At 46.5% G+C, this 14,813-nt stretch carries 11 protein-coding genes and 1 tRNA gene; 4 read left to right on the top strand and 8 right to left on the bottom strand.

Features of this window, described 5'->3' with window-relative positions; all coding sequences use genetic code 11:
• Positions 1-10: 10 nt before the first annotated feature.
• Entirely contained in the window at positions 11-1,537 is a 1,527-nt protein-coding gene (locus GH808_RS06405; protein WP_186841955.1) for a Ppx/GppA phosphatase family protein, read from the top strand.
• Positions 1,538-1,604: 67 nt separating this feature from the next.
• Here the strand turns inward: GH808_RS06405 and GH808_RS06400 are convergent, their stop codons facing one another.
• The 8 genes from GH808_RS06400 to rlmH all read right to left on the bottom strand — a co-directional run bounded on the left by GH808_RS06400 (position 1,605) and on the right by rlmH (position 9,902).
• Entirely contained in the window at positions 1,605-2,318 is a 714-nt protein-coding gene (locus tag GH808_RS06400) for an ABC transporter ATP-binding protein (RefSeq protein WP_186841954.1), read from the bottom strand.
• Positions 2,305-3,108 (bottom strand): ABC transporter ATP-binding protein, encoded by an 804-nt coding sequence (locus GH808_RS06395; protein ID WP_186841953.1) that lies wholly within the window; start codon positions 3,106-3,108, stop codon positions 2,305-2,307. The genes GH808_RS06400 and GH808_RS06395 overlap by 14 nt, the downstream gene beginning before the upstream one ends.
• The gene (locus GH808_RS06390; RefSeq protein WP_186841952.1) at positions 3,108-4,211 is read right to left on the bottom strand and encodes a branched-chain amino acid ABC transporter permease; all 1,104 of its coding nucleotides are present in this window, start codon (positions 4,209-4,211) and stop codon (positions 3,108-3,110) included. The genes GH808_RS06395 and GH808_RS06390 overlap by 1 nt, the downstream gene beginning before the upstream one ends.
• Positions 4,212-4,225: 14 nt before the next feature.
• Positions 4,226-5,119: a branched-chain amino acid ABC transporter permease gene (locus GH808_RS06385; RefSeq protein WP_186842056.1), complete on the bottom strand. Its 894-nt coding sequence runs from the start codon at positions 5,117-5,119 to the stop codon at positions 4,226-4,228.
• Positions 5,120-5,221: 102 nt separating this feature from the next.
• The gene (locus GH808_RS06380) at positions 5,222-6,385 is read right to left on the bottom strand and encodes an ABC transporter substrate-binding protein (RefSeq protein ID WP_186841951.1); all 1,164 of its coding nucleotides are present in this window, start codon (positions 6,383-6,385) and stop codon (positions 5,222-5,224) included.
• A gap of 172 nt (positions 6,386-6,557) precedes the next feature.
• Positions 6,558-8,081 (bottom strand): 4-alpha-glucanotransferase, encoded by a 1,524-nt coding sequence (gene malQ, locus GH808_RS06375; RefSeq protein ID WP_186841950.1) that lies wholly within the window; start codon positions 8,079-8,081, stop codon positions 6,558-6,560.
• A gap of 194 nt (positions 8,082-8,275) precedes the next feature.
• Positions 8,276-9,160, bottom strand: a complete 885-nt coding sequence (gene hslO / locus GH808_RS06370; protein ID WP_186841949.1) for an Hsp33 family molecular chaperone HslO — start codon at positions 9,158-9,160, stop codon at positions 8,276-8,278.
• Between the two features lie 262 nt (positions 9,161-9,422).
• Positions 9,423-9,902: a 23S rRNA (pseudouridine(1915)-N(3))-methyltransferase RlmH gene (gene rlmH / locus GH808_RS06365; protein ID WP_186841948.1), complete on the bottom strand. Its 480-nt coding sequence runs from the start codon at positions 9,900-9,902 to the stop codon at positions 9,423-9,425.
• Positions 9,903-10,087: 185 nt separating this feature from the next.
• On the opposite strand from rlmH, the gene GH808_RS06360 reads away from it, so the two are divergent.
• The 3 genes from GH808_RS06360 to GH808_RS06350 all read left to right on the top strand — a co-directional run bounded on the left by GH808_RS06360 (position 10,088) and on the right by GH808_RS06350 (position 14,545).
• Positions 10,088-10,164, top strand: a tRNA-Pro gene (locus GH808_RS06360).
• Between the two features lie 92 nt (positions 10,165-10,256).
• Complete coding sequence (locus tag GH808_RS06355; protein ID WP_186841947.1) at positions 10,257-11,408, top strand: exonuclease SbcCD subunit D; 1,152 nt, start codon at positions 10,257-10,259, stop codon at positions 11,406-11,408.
• Positions 11,405-14,545 carry an AAA family ATPase gene (locus GH808_RS06350; RefSeq protein ID WP_186841946.1) on the top strand — a complete coding sequence of 1,047 codons (3,141 nt, stop codon included), beginning with the start codon at positions 11,405-11,407 and terminating at the stop codon, positions 14,543-14,545. The genes GH808_RS06355 and GH808_RS06350 overlap by 4 nt, the downstream gene beginning before the upstream one ends.
• Positions 14,546-14,813 lie beyond the last annotated feature (268 nt).

The raw sequence follows: 14,813 nt of genomic DNA, 5'->3' as shown, positions 1-14,813 counted from the left end.
GGAAACAATCGTGGTAAGACGTAACATCGGGGTTATCGACATTGGCTCAAATAGTGTGCATCTGGTGATCGGCGAGTATTTCAACAATGAATATTTTCAGGTCATTGATGACGTGAAGGTCAATGTCCGCCTCAGCGAAGGCATGGCGGAAACCGGGCATCTGCAACGGGACCGAATGGATTTTGGCCTGGAAACATTGGCCATGTTTAAGAGCATGTGTGATGCATACGGGATTGAAAAGGTCATCACCGTGGCAACGGCTGCGATCAGGAAAGCGGCGAACGGAAAAGACTATGTGGCGGAAATAAAGGAAAAAATCGGCATGGATGTTGAGATTATTTCCGGCGACAAAGAAGCTGCCATGGATTATCTGGGCGCGGTCAATACGCTGGAGATCAAGGACGCCTTGCTGATGGACATCGGCGGCGGCAGCACCGAATTTGTACTGATCAGGGAGCGCAGAAAAGTTGATTCCATCAGCCTGCCATTCGGCTCCGTTGATCTGTCTGAAGAATTTGACCTGGCGGATGAAATAACCGGGGAAAAGATCGACGCGGTGGATCGCTATCTCAATAAACTTTTTGAAAAATTGCCGATCTTATCGCAAGCAAAAGGATTTCCCGTTATCGGAGTCGGCGGAACGATCCGAAATGTCGGCCGGATTCACCGCAATATCATTGATTATCCCATGGAAATTGCCCATAATTATCACATGAAAGCCGAGGCGGTTCGCCAGGTCTGCGATCTGGCGGCAGGGATGAATTTAGTGGAACGCAGCAACCTCAAGGGGCTTTCCAAGGGCAGAACCGATATTTTTGTGGGTTCCAGTCATACGCTGGAACGGGTGATGGGCTACATCGGCTCGCCGGAGCTGATCATCAGCAATGCGGGAATTCGCGACGGCATAGTTTTCGACTATTTTGGCTACAATGAGGACAATCTGGTTTATGATATCTTCGAACTGTCGTTGCTGGACATCGTGCTGAATTATAATGTCAATGTTCCGCATGCCTACCATGTGCTGCGACTTGCCAGATCGTTGTTTGAACAGCTGAAACCGCTGCATGGGATAACCCAGGATGTCGAAAAGATGCAAAAGGCCAGTGCCATGCTGCATGATTCCGGCATAAAAATCCAATACGGCAACCACCATGAGCACAGTTTCTATATTATCCTCAATGCCGGCTTGCTGGGGATTGAGCAAAAGGAAATCCTGATGAGTGCCTTTATTGCACTTAATCACCGCACCAATAAAAAGATCAAGATTTCCAATGAATACGTAGGTCTGTTGAAAGAAGCGGATCGTTTATTGATCGATCAGCTCAGTCTTTTTCTGCAGATTGCCGAATATCTGGACCGAAGCATGGATGGGGTTGTCAAAGAAGTGGACTGCGTGATCCTGGCCAAAGAAGTTCAGCTGCATGTGTTAACAACCGGGCATTCGGTGTTTGACAACATGATCGTCAGTGAATGCGGGAAAAAATTCAAACGGGTATTTAACCGCACGTTGTCGATCAAGAACGAAGTTATTATTTAGTAAATGAAAAAAGCTCCGGTTATTCATAAGAATAACCGGAGCCTTTTACTAACGCAATCATTACGACTTATTTATTTCGTTGGCTTTTTCCGAGATAAGCTTCCTTGATGCTTTCATCATTGAGCAGTTCTTTACCGGTGCCCTGTTTGGTGATTTTACCAGTTTCCAGGACATAAGCATAATCTGCAATCTTCAAAGCAGAGTTGGCGTTCTGTTCAATCAGGAGGATTGTCATACCTTCGTTGTTCAAGGTTTGGATGATATCGAAAATGCCCTTGACGACAAGCGGTGCCAGTCCCAGTGATGGTTCATCCATCATCAGCAGTTTCGGTCGGCTCATCATGGCACGGCCGACAGCAAGCATCTGCTGTTCACCACCGGAAAGGGTGCCGGCCATCTGCCAGGACCGTTCTTCCAGACGGGGGAAAAGACGATAAATCTCTTGAATATCTTCCTTCAGACTGTCTTTTCGCATATAGGCGCCGATTCTGAGGTTTTCAAGAACCGTCAGGTCAGGAAAGACATGACGTCCTTCCGGTACCAGCGTGATGCCCTTGTCGACAATTTTAGTCGTATCCATTCCGATCAGTTCTTCACCATTATAGGTGATACTGCCGGCCTTGGGTTTGACAAGATTGACGATGGAACGCAGCGTCGTGCTTTTTCCGGCGCCATTGGCGCCAATCAGCGTGACGATACTGCCTTCAGGAACTTCTAGATCGATCCCCCTGACGGCCTGAATGCCGCCATATGCGACTTCTAAATTACTAATTTTCAACATCGTCGTCTACCCCCAAATATGCTTCAATAACCTTCTGATCATTCTGAATTTCATCTGGTGTTCCGTGAGCGATGGTGCATCCGAAATCCAATACGTAGATATGATCTGAAATCTCCATAACCAGATCCATATGATGTTCGATCATGAAAATAGTCAGATCAAAATCGGTTTTTAATTTAAATATCAAGTCGGTCAATTCATCCGTTTCCTGTGGATTCATTCCGGCTGCCGGCTCATCGAGGAGTAACAGCTGTGGATCTGTAGCCAGAGCCCGCGCGATTTCCAGATGCCGTTGCTGACCATAGGGAAGCGATGACGCTTTTTCAGCTTTCAGATCAATCAGCCCCATTCGTTCCAGTAGAAACTCGCATTTTTCTTTGGCCAGGCGTTCGCCTTTACGTGCTTTTGGCATTCGCAGCATCGCTGAAAGGAAACTGTAATCAATGTTCAGGTGCGTTGCAATCATGACATTTTCCAGAACCGACAGATCGCTGAACAAACGAATGTTTTGAAAGGTTCGCGCAATCCCCAGAGCGGTGATTTTATCAGGTCGTTTTCCGCTGATGTCAACTTCTTTGACGCTGCCGGATTTATCAGTAGGTGAAAAATGAACGGTTCCGCTGGTTGGCGTATAAACACCGGTGATGACATTGAATGCCGTCGTTTTTCCGGCCCCGTTAGGGCCGATCAGAGCGGCGAGTTCACCTTTCTGGATGTCCAGATTCAGATCATTGACAGCGACAACGCCACCGAATTGCATGATGACATTTTCAGTTTTTAAAACACTCATTATTTGTCACCTCCTTGCGTTGATGCCGCTTTTTTAGTAAAACGTGCTTTGATGGACTGGTATTTTTGGCCGATGAAATCCCAGGTCAGCTCGTTGGTGCCCATCAGACCTTTTCGATAGAAGAGAACAACAACCATCAACAGGAATGAGAAAACAACCATTCTCAAACCGGGTTTGAAAATAGGCAGATCGAGGCCGAAGGCCATCGGTTCGTCAAGAAAACGCAATGCTTCCTGACCTAAAGTGACTATAAAACTGGAAATAATGGTTCCTGAAATACTGCCCATACCACCAAGAACGATAATCAGCACGAAATTGTAGGTCAAAGTGAAATAGAATTGTTTTGGATCCACGGTGCCGAGCAGCGCTGCATATAATCCGCCGCCGATTCCGGTGAAAAAGGCACTGATTAAAAACGAGGTCATCTTCGTTTTAAATAAGCCAACACCCATGGCTTCAGCAGCGATTTCATCTTCGCGGATGGACTTGAATGCGCGTCCGTAGGAGGAACTGATCAGCAGAAAACAGGCAATAATGATGATGATTGCCGTACCGAAGGTCCACCAGAGACTGCTGATGGTGGGGATGCTTTTGATACCAAGCGCACCATTGGTGATCGTCTGGGTATTCGTGAAAACAATTCGGATGATTTCTGAAAAACCGAGCGTTGCAATCGCCAGGTAATCGCCACGCAGTCTAAGACAGGGCGCACCGATCAGGAAAGCGACGATGGTGGTCAAAACGCCACCCAGCAGCAGCGCGACAACAAACGGCAATTGGATATTAGCCAGGAAAGGTGCCATCGGCGCCATGTAAAAAATGGTGGCGCGGAGTCCGACCGGCACGGTGAAGATCGCCACGGTGTATGCCCCGATGGCCATAAAACCGGCCTGGCCCAAAGAAAACTGTCCGGTGAAACCATTAATCAAATTCATCGACAGTGCCACAATGGTATAGATCGCGCTTAAATTAAGCAGTCTTCGCACGAAAGAATTGACCATCTGGTCGGCAATGCCGATGCCAATTAAAACAACGATTAAAAAAACAACTGTTTTCCAGTGTGTTTTTAAGTAGGTACCTAAACTGTTTTGTGTATTTTTCATTTCTGGTACCCCCCTTAAACCTTTTCGACTTGTTTCTTGCCAAGAATACCGTTGGGAAGAAACAGAAGAATAACGATTAGAATAATAAATGCGACAGCATCCCGATATCCGGTCATGGCAGGGAAGAAAGCGACCATCAGAACCTCAGAGAATCCGAGGATCAGACCACCGATAACCGCACCCTTGACGTTTCCGATACCACCGATTACAGCGGCGATAAAGCATTTCAATCCCGGTACAACGCCCATCAGTGGCAGTACCGATGGATATTTCATACACCACAGGAGTGCGCCAACAGCGGCAAGGCCGGAACCCAATGCAAAGGTTGAAGAAATAACGTTATCAATTTTAATACCCATCAGTTTTGCCGTATCATAATCGACAGAGACAGCTCTCATTGCCATTCCAACTTTTGTTTTGTTGATAATAAAGAGTATTGCAGTCATCAGCACAAATGCAACAATTGGGATAGCAACGGAAACCGGCTGAATGGATATTCCGCCGACAAAGATAGGCGTTGTCATCGCTGGAAATTCAGGGAAAGCCTGAGGTTTACCCGAGAAAAGATAGGTAGCTAAATTTTCCAGTAAGAATGAAACACCGATGGCGGAGATCAAAAGCGATGTCTTTGGCGCTTCCCGAAGCGGACGATAGGCCGTGCGCTCGATAAGGGCACCCAATGCCATCGTCAGTAGAATTGTAATAATAAATGTGACATACCAGGGCAGTAAAAAGACTGCAATACCAAAATATGCAAAATAGGCAGCCATCATGAATATATCACCATGGGCGAAATTGATAAGCTTCAATATACCATAAACCATTGTGTAGCCGATAGCAATCAAGGCGTATAAACTTCCAAGGGATAATCCATTTATGAGTTGCTGCAAGAATGTTGAAAGTGTCATTCCGACGACCATAATTATAACCTCATTTTATCTTTTGAATTGAATTGAGGGTATCCGAAAACAAATACCCTCAAAGTTTAACTATCTCATTGTATTTCTGTTTTATTTTGTAATGGTGACATTATCCAGGTAGGTGAATTTTCCGTCTTTGACAACTTTGATAATTGCACCGTCTTTTTCAGCGTCGCCGTTTTCATTGATGGTGATCATGCCGGTAGCGCCTTCAAAATCTTTTGTCTGAGCCAGAGCATCACGAATTGCCTGCGGATCTGCAGATCCGGCACGTTCGATGGCATCAAGCAGCAGCATGTATCCATCATAACCAAGAGCGGTTACAGCTGGTACATTGGCGCGGTCTGGATATTCAGCTTTGTAAGCAGTAACCATTGTTTTTCCTGCTTCAGTTGGTGGGTTGGTATCGTCAAAGAATGTTGACATAACAGCGCCTTCAACATCAGCGCCACCAACAGTGATGAATTCATTGGTTTCCCATGTATCGCCACCGATGATTGGGCAGGTAATGCCAAGGGCACGCGCTTGTTTGATCAGCAGAGCAGATTCGGTGTAGTTGCCTGGGGCAAAGATGACATCAGGATTCGTTGCTTTGATGTTTGTTAAAATACCGTTGAAATCCTGGTCGCCAGTGTTGTAGTTACCGGTAGCAACAATAGCACTGGAATCGCCAGTTAATTTTGTAAAGGCATCGGTAAAGAATTTAGCTAAGCCAACCGAATAGTCATTGGAGACTTCCTGAACGATGGCAACTTTTTTAGCACCCAAAGTTTTGGCAGCATAGTTGGCCATTACTGTTCCCTGGAAAGGATCAAGGAAACAAACACGGAAATAGTAGTCATTTCCTAATGTAACCTGTGGGTTGGTTGCAGAAAGAGCAATAGCTGGTACTTTGTTTGATTTTACAAGGTCGCCGGCAGCCATGGAAAGCGAAGATCCCCAAGAACCCAGGATGGCACAAACTTTGTCTTTCTCAATTAAACGAGCGGCAGCAGTTGTCGCTTCAGCCTTGTCTGATTTATTATCAGCAGTGACAAGCTCAACTTTCTTTCCTAATACTTCAGGGCGGGCTTTGTTAGCCAACTGAACCCCTTCAAGTTCCAATTCTCCGCCGGAAGCATTTGCACCGGTTAATGGTTCAAATACACCTACTTTGATAACGTCGCTGTCTGATTTGCTAGATGATCCAGAACAGCCTGCAGTCATGGTAGCAACGAGTGCCAGACATAACAGCAATGATAATGCTTTTTTCATGGTAAATTCCTCCTTTTTTTCATTCCTAATTTTTACCTGTTGCTATTATACCAAAATACAATCTTTCATTGCAAGGTTATATTGAAAAAATGTTTGAAGACTACGGACACTTGTCCATATTTTACCTGTATTTTGATTACCAGAGACAGACAGGTGTTTGAACGGGAATTTGTTAGCTGCGTTTGTAGGTTTCATTCAATTTTTGCATCCAGTTGACATCGATCAGCGACATGTTTTTGCGGGTCATCCGAAATGTCCAATTGCCACCGGTGGTTCCCGGCTCATTCATGCGGGTGTCTTTGCCGAATCCGCAAATATCCTGGATGGGGAGAATCACCAGATTGGCGACACTTTGCCAGAGCGTGCGAATCAATGCCCGGCATGAGGGGCTCTGAAATCCGCCAGTCTGCCATTGGTTTTCCCATTGATCGGTGTAGCCGCAATAGCGAAAGGCGTAATCTCGTTGCTCCGGGGTATACTCGATGATCGAACTGAACAGGGGATTGTTGTCATGCGTGCCGGAATAGGCAACCATGTTTGGTTTGTAGTTATGGGGCAGATGGATGTTGTCTTCATCATCGATAAAGGCGAATGCCATGATCCGCATACCGGGAAAACCGGTCTGGTCAAGCAGCTGGGTAAGTGCGTCATCCTGCAGGCCCAGATCTTCCGCAATAATGGGGGGATGGGGGCAGAGGTGAGTTAGGGCCTTGAAAAAATCAATCCCCGGACCGGGGATCCAGCGCCCCTTGATCGCCGTGGTTTCAGAGGCGGGGACCGACCAGTAGGCGGAAAAAGCGCGAAAATGATCAATCCGGATGTAGTCAAAAGCGGAGAATGCGCATTTTATGCGATTCATCCACCAGGCGTAGCCGTTTTGTTTCATGGTGTCCCAGCGATAAAGTGGATTGCCCCACAGCTGACCGTTTTTTGAGAAATAGTCCGGCGGAACCCCGGCCACTGCAAGGGGACGTCCGTTGGGGTCCAATTGGAAAAGTTCAGGATGACTCCAGACATCGGCGCTTTCATGCGCGACATAGATGGGGAGGTCGCCGATGATGCTTATCCCCTTTGAGCTGGCATAGTCTTTCAGGGTGCCCCACTGTTCGGCATAGACGTACTGGAGAAAAGTATGATAATTAATGGCTTCCCTTAATTTTAGCCGGGCAGCAGCAAGGGCCGATGGCTTGCGCAGCACCAGATCGCGGTCCGGCCATTTTGTCCAATCGTTTTCAGAAAAAAAATCGGCAAGCGCCGTGTAAAGAGAAAAATCGGGAAGCCACGCTTCGTTGGCTTCACAATAACTTCTGATTTTTTTATGCTGTTCAGGTTTCAGACGAGCGTAAGCGAGCTTGAAGATGGCTTCCCGATTTTTTATAAGACCGTGATAATTGACGGAATAAGGTAAATCAACCGACTGGCAGTTTTGCAACTCTTCTGTTGATAACAAACCCCATTGAAAAAAAAGCGCCGGATCAATCAAGAGCGGATTGCCGGCAAAAGCAGAAGTGCTTTTATATGGTGAATAGCAGTCGTCGATTGGTCCGGTCGGAAGGATTTGCCAGTAAGTACAATTCATATTAACGAGAAGATCAATAAAATTTCGAGCTTCTTCACCTAATGTCCCGATGCCATAATCACCCGGAAGCGATGAAATATGCATCAGAACGCCACTGGAACGTTTTGTCAACGGCATTTTATTCCTCTTTCTTTACTTGATTTATCTAGGGAATAGACGTAACGCTAAAATACTAACAGAAGTTGCTTCACGGCCGGTTTCGCAACCAATTTGGTAACGTGTAGGCGAACAGTCGATAGACTGTCCGCCGTACAGTGTACAAATTGGTTCGCGCAAACCGGCAGCGAAGCTCACGTTCGTTTTGTTATCGCTTATATGTCTTTCTCTGAAATCAGATCGATGATTGACTGCAGATCAGCGGCCGAAAAATGATATTTCTCCCGGCAGAAATCACAATTGACTTCGACATCCTCCTGATCGGCAATGATATCGAGCAGATCAGCTTTGCCGATGGCGGACAGGGCTTTCATGACACGGTCCCGGGAACAATCACAGAAAAAACGAATCTCCTGGGTTTGCGAGATTTTCAAGCCGATGTTTTTAAAGAGCGCTTCGATAATTGCTTCCGGTGATTTTCCGGCATCCAGGAGTTTTGTCATGGAAGGCGTGTTTGACAGCGCCAGTTCAAGGGCGTCAATCGTCTCATCATCCGTGTCCGGCATCAGTTGAATAATAAAACCCCCGGCCTGCTTAACGGAACCATCTTCATTTAAAAGAACACCCAGGGAAATCGACGTGGGAATCTGTTCCGACTGCGCATAATAATAGGTTAAGTCTTCGGCTATTTCGCCGCTTACCAGCGGCGCATAACCGACGTAGGGCTCTTTCAGGCCGATGTCTTTCATGATATTGATGGCGCCTTTGCCGATCGCCTCTGAAACAGACATCGGTGATGCGGATGAATCAGCTAAATCACTGATATACGGATAACCCTTAACATCGCCTTTGGCATCGGCAGTAACCAACAGACCGCTCAGCGGTCCATCGCCGGCTATTTTTAAAGTCATCACTTCATCGGCATTTTTCATCATTGAACCCATCAGTGATCCGGCCGTGAGAAGCCGTCCCAGGGCTTGCGTCACAACGGGACTGGTCTGATGAAGGGTGTGGGCAGTTTCCACAATGCCCCGGGTTGTGGCAGCAAATACGCGGATCTGCCCGTTTCCCGCGGTGGCTTTTACTACATAATCTGGCATATTTTACCTCTTTATATTTTGAATTTGTAATTAATTTAAGGAAAGGGCTTTTGCAAAAATATTTGAAACGCATTCATAGTTTCACTAAAATCTCAATAATTGTCCGAGGCTGCTCATTATCCTATGATGCGCGTTGAGGCGAACACTCGTTAGAGTGTCCGATCTCATGCGTGTCATGGATAATAGCAGCAACGGACGATCACATCGGAGTTTTGCAAACGCCCTACAGGTAGAGCTTTATGACAACTTCTAAGTGAAACGTCTATTTATGATAGGTTTCACCACGAATGATTTTGAATGCGCGATAGATTTGTTCCAACAGCAGAACGCGAAAGAGCTGATGGGGAAAAGTCATTTCTGAAAAAGACAGTTGCCAGTTAGAGCGGCTGGTAATATCGGGAGAGAGCCCGATGGAGCCGCCAATGACAAAGGTGAACTGGCTTTTCCCCTGAATACCATAGTTCTCGATTTTTTTGGCGAAAGAGACCGAATCCATCTGTTTTCCGCGGATTTCAAGGGTGATTAAAATATCATCTTCCCGAATATAGGGAAGAATCCGTTTCCCTTCCAATTCCAGAGCCTTGTTTAGCTGGGCTTCACTTGATTTTTCAGGAATCTTTTCATCCTTGACGGCAATTATTTCCAGCCGGCAATAGGCGCTTAAGCGCTTTGAATACTCGTTAATCGCCGCTTCAAGATATTTCTCTTTGATTTTCCCGACAGAGATAATCCGAATGTTCATTTAGAGTGCATATAATGCAAGCATACTGATTGTAATTACACCGACCAGAACCAGGGCGCCAATACGAAACCATTTATTATTTTTGTGCATAATTTTTTTCCTCCAAAGGGATTGATATTTTTTTAATTATAGTTTACAATAGATGAGTCGGAATTGCAATCGAAACTGCAGCCGATATAAAATAACGGGGTGTGGCTCAGCTTGGTAGAGCGCATGGTTCGGGACCATGAGGCCGGAGGTTCAAATCCTCTCACTCCGACCATTTTTTTATATTATACAATCAGCACCTTGAGAAGGGTGCTTTTTTTTATTTATTTTTCTAGATTGAAAAATTGCAACAGAGAAAGGACAATCATGAAATTCATGCATATTTCGGATCTGCATATTGGAAAACGCGTCAACGAGTTTTCGATGCTGGAAGACCAAAAGGTTATCTTAAGTGAGATCATTGAGATCGCAACAGAACAGGAAGTGAACGGCGTTATCATTGCGGGCGACATTTACGATAAAACGGTTCCGTCGGCCGAGGCGGTGGACGTCTTTGATGATTTCATTACGGAGCTGTCTTCAAAAGATATCCCTCTGTTTATCATCAGCGGCAACCACGACAGTCCGGAGCGATTGGATTTCGGCAGCCGGATCATGGGAAAACACAAGGTCCATATTGCCGGTCAATTTGATGGAGAAATTAAAGCCGTGACCATGGATGATGACGATGGAAAAATCCATATTTACCTGATGCCATATTTAAAACCGGCGCTTGTAAACCGAAAACTTTCAATCGAAAGTGTCTCTTTTGATGAATGCGTCAGAGCAGCATTAGCTAAAACGGCAGTAAATTTTGAAGAAAGAAATATTCTGGTGGCCCACCAGTTCGTTACCGCCGGCGGTAATGCGCCGGAACGCTCGGATTCGGAAAGCAAGTCACTGGGCGGCATGGACAACGTGGATGTTTCCGCCTTTGCGGGGTTTGATTACGTGGCGTTGGGTCATATCCACGGGCCACAGCAGATGGGCCGGGAGACCGTCCGTTACAGCGGGTCGCCGTTGAAATATTCATTTTCAGAGTGCCGGCATAAAAAATCAGTCACCATCATCGAGCTGAAGGAAAAGGGAAACCTCACATATAAACAGATCGAGCTGCATCCGCTGAGAGACATGAAAGAGATTCGCTGTTCACTGAGTGAACTGATGGCTGGCAAGACGCTGAAGACGGTATCCGCGGACTGTTATGTCCATGTCATTCTGACCGACGAAGACGAAATTATCGATGCGATCGGCAAGGTTCGCGAGATCTATCCGTTTGTGATGCTGCTCGATTTTGACAACCGGCGTACCCAGGAGAATTTGAATCTGAACCAACTGACCGGGGAAGATTTGAAACAGAAATCACCACTGGAACTGTTTGGCGATTTTTACGTCAACCAGAATAATATCGAAATGACAGAGAGTCAGAGCAATCTGTTTGCCGAAATTGCCGAGCGGATGGAGGGGAGAAGCCTGTGAAACCGAAAAAACTGACGATGAGCGCGTTCTGCCCCTATTCGCAGGAAGTCGAAATTGATTTTGATGCTTTCGATGGCAGCGGATTATTTTTAATAACCGGGGAGACCGGCGCCGGGAAAACGACGATTTTCGACGGCATTTCTTTTGCGTTGTTTGGCGAAGTCAGTGGCGAGAACCGCGGCGCAGACATGTTGAGAAGCGATTTTGCCAAGCCGGAAACGCCGACTTTCGTGAAACTTATTTTTGAAGATCGGGGCGAGCGTTATGAAATCAGGCGAAATCCCAAATATAATCGCCCGGTAAAACGCGGCGACTCCGGCAAAACGACCACGCAGAATGCGGATGCTGAAATTTTGCTGCCAAACGGCGGCATCGTGGCGGGAACGAAAGAAGTGACCGAGAAAGTAAATGACATCCTCGGCATCAATCACCGACAGTTCAAGCAGATTTCGATGATCGCCCAGGGGGAATTCTTAAAACTGCTGTTTGCCGACAGCAAAGAAAGAGGCGAGATTTTCAGAAAAGTTTTCGGGACTGAGCTTTATGAAAAAATTCAGCGCGAACTGAAAAACCAGATGCTCGGCCTGGGCAAGCAGCTGGAGGCGATCAACGCGGCAATCATTCAGTACAATGACGGGATTATCTGCGCTGCCGAAGATGAAAACTATGCGGCGTATCAGGATTTGAAAAACAACGTCAATGGCTTATCTGAGCTCATTCTGCTGCTGGAGACACTCGTCGCAAATGGCAAAGCGGAAAAACAGGGGCAGTCGGAAGAAGTTAAGCGGATTTCCGAGCAGATCAATGAGCAAATCCAGAAAATTACCACGGGAAAACAGATCAATGCGTGGATCCGAAGTCTTAAAATAGAGACCGAACGATCAGCGGAACTTGCAAGCCAAGCCGAGGTGGTGGAAGCTTTAAAAACAAAACTGGAATTGGGTAAAAGGGCGGTTTATCAGGTAAAACCGCATCACGATGAATGGATCCGACTGGAAAAACAGGGCCGGGATTTTGACCGCAGCATTAAAGAAAATCAGGAAAAAATAATTGCCGATACTCTGATAAAGCAGGATCGGGAAAAGGCATTGGACCGGCAAAAAAGCGAAGAACCGCAGCGGGAAGCGTTGGCGACGGAAATACAGACACTTAAAAAAAGCCTGCCGGATTACGAGAACCTGGAAAACAGCAATACCGAGCTGAAAAGGTTTGAAGATAAAAGAAAAGCAGCCGATGAAAAATACCTTAAAATCAGCGCTTCGTTAAAGGCCAATAAAGAACGGCGGGAGGCTGTTTGTGAACAACTCAAACAGTTGCAAGACATTGAAACCAGAAAACTCGGGTTTGAACACGAAATAAAAGGGCTGACGGAAGAAAAAGATAAGCTGGGTGAACTGGACGATTTGACGCGAAACTGCCGCGATCTTTCAAAGAAACAAAAGACCACTAAAAAGGACTTTGTGAATAAGGAAGAAACGTACAACCAGTTCAAACAGGCGTATGATCGTTCAGAAAGTCTCTTTTACGGGGAACAGGCCGGCATTCTGGCGCAAAAGCTGACTGAGAATGCCCCCTGCCCCGTATGCGGATCACTTGTACATCCGAATGTGGCGCAACTATCAGTTGCTGCGCCGTCCCAGGAAAAGCTCAATCAAGATAAAAAAGAACTGGAAAAAATCAGAGAAGCATGGCAGGAATCCAGTGTTGCCAGCCATAACGCAATGACAGAATACCAGGGAAAAGTGGAACAGCTTAAAACAGACGCCGGGAAATTGAAGCTTGAGATCCCGTCAAAACTGTCCGAACTTGAAACGATGATTGCAACCCGGGCAACCGAATTGCAAAAAACAATCGCATCGGCCGATAAGAAACTCAAAAAAGCAACGGATCTTTGCACCCAAAAACAGGATCTGGAGAAAGAACAGAGTAAGTTGCAGAAAAGCAACGATCGGGATGAAGCCGCAGTAAACACGATCCGAGAAGAATTATCCCGAATCGACATCGCGGTTTCGTCGCTGCACACCCAGATCAGGGGACTGCAAGAAAACCTGAAATATGAAAACAAAAAGACCGCCGAACAGACAATCGGGCAAAAGCAAGACGCGCTTCAAAAAATGAAGGATCAATTGGAAGCGGCGCAACAGGCATATCAGTCGGTCTGCGACAGCATCGGCAAAGCATCGGCGCTGGCAAAGGCAGATACTGACCGATTAAAAGAAACGAACCGGTTGCTGGAAGCTGCCAGAGAGGCATTGGAAACGCGCTTGACCAGCTGCGGCTTTGCTGATCTGAACGATTTCGAAAAGGCGATTCTGGCGGCGGATGATATCAACCGAATCGAAGCGGAGATCAGCCAATATCACGAAGCACGCACCAGGGTGAATCAGGCTATTCAAAACCTGAAAGATCAGATCAACGGCAGCGCCGAAGTGGATATTGCCGCGCTGGAAGAGGATCAGAAAGCGCTGAAGCAACAGCAGGTACAAATACAGGATAAACTGGAAAAAAGCGGACATGTTATCCAGAATAACGAAGGAATTCTGGCATCCCTGAAAACAAAGCAGCAAGAAAGGGCAGAAACGGAAGGCGCCTTTGGCGAAATGAAAAGGCTGTCGGATACAGCCAATGGCGATTTGAGAGGAAAACAGAAGCTGCCGTTTGAGCAATACGTCCAGGGTGTCTATTTTGACATGGTGCTTTTAGAGGCCAACAAACGGTTCGGGACAATGACAGACAACCGGTATTCGCTGGTGAGAAAAGACGGCGGCGCCAACAACCAGAGCAAATCCGGCCTCGAGATCGATGTCGAGGACAAGTGGACGTTAAAAAGAAGAAGTGTGAAATCCCTGTCCGGTGGCGAATCGTTCAAGGCATCATTGGCGCTTGCCCTGGGCCTTTCTGATATCGTCCAGAGTTTCGCCGGCGGGGTTCAGCTGGACACCATGTTTATCGACGAAGGATTCGGCTCCCTGGACAGCGAATCCCTTGAAAAAGCAATGGAGATTCTGGCCGGCCTGACAGAAGGAAACCGCCTGGTGGGAATCATTTCCCATCTGGATGAACTCAAAGAAAAGATCGACAAGAAGATCGTTATTACCCGGGATCCGCAGGGAAGTGGTGTCAGTCTGGAAGTATAGAAAGTCCGATCAGTATGATTGAGAAAATTAAAAAAACGTTAGTCTGTTACTAAAAATTATCGACTGATGCAAGCGAGACTAAGCGCTGAAGAGTGCCTGGTCTTATTCAGTTCAATGCGAATAGAGCATTGAACTGTTTTTTTTTAGACTTTAGTCTGTTGAGCACGCAAAGCGGGCGAAACAATAAACCACCTGCTATGCGGGTGGTGGTCAAAAGGGTTATACCCAAAAATCACCTTTCCATGTAAGATAGAGATGTTCAGGCTCT

Origin of the sequence: Acetobacterium fimetarium (assembly GCF_014284475.1) — a bacterium.
Lineage (GTDB): Bacteria > Bacillota > Clostridia > Eubacteriales > Eubacteriaceae > Acetobacterium > Acetobacterium fimetarium.
The sequence above is the reverse complement of the archived record's forward strand: the minus strand, read 5'-3'. Positions and strand labels throughout refer to the sequence as shown.

Coding starts and splice junctions, on each gene's coding strand:
- rlmH (WP_186841948.1), bottom strand. CDS start 9,902: ATGAACATTCGGATTATCTCTGTCGGGAAAATCAAAGAGAAATATCTT.
- GH808_RS06400 (WP_186841954.1), bottom strand. CDS start 2,318: ATGTTGAAAATTAGTAATTTAGAAGTCGCATATGGCGGCATTCAGGCC.
- GH808_RS06355 (WP_186841947.1), top strand. CDS start 10,257: ATGAAATTCATGCATATTTCGGATCTGCATATTGGAAAACGCGTCAAC.
- GH808_RS06390 (WP_186841952.1), bottom strand. CDS start 4,211: ATGAAAAATACACAAAACAGTTTAGGTACCTACTTAAAAACACACTGG.
- GH808_RS06395 (WP_186841953.1), bottom strand. CDS start 3,108: ATGAGTGTTTTAAAAACTGAAAATGTCATCATGCAATTCGGTGGCGTT.
- malQ (WP_186841950.1), bottom strand. CDS start 8,081: ATGCCGTTGACAAAACGTTCCAGTGGCGTTCTGATGCATATTTCATCG.
- GH808_RS06380 (WP_186841951.1), bottom strand. CDS start 6,385: ATGAAAAAAGCATTATCATTGCTGTTATGTCTGGCACTCGTTGCTACC.
- GH808_RS06385 (WP_186842056.1), bottom strand. CDS start 5,119: ATGACACTTTCAACATTCTTGCAGCAACTCATAAATGGATTATCCCTT.
- hslO (WP_186841949.1), bottom strand. CDS start 9,160: ATGCCAGATTATGTAGTAAAAGCCACCGCGGGAAACGGGCAGATCCGC.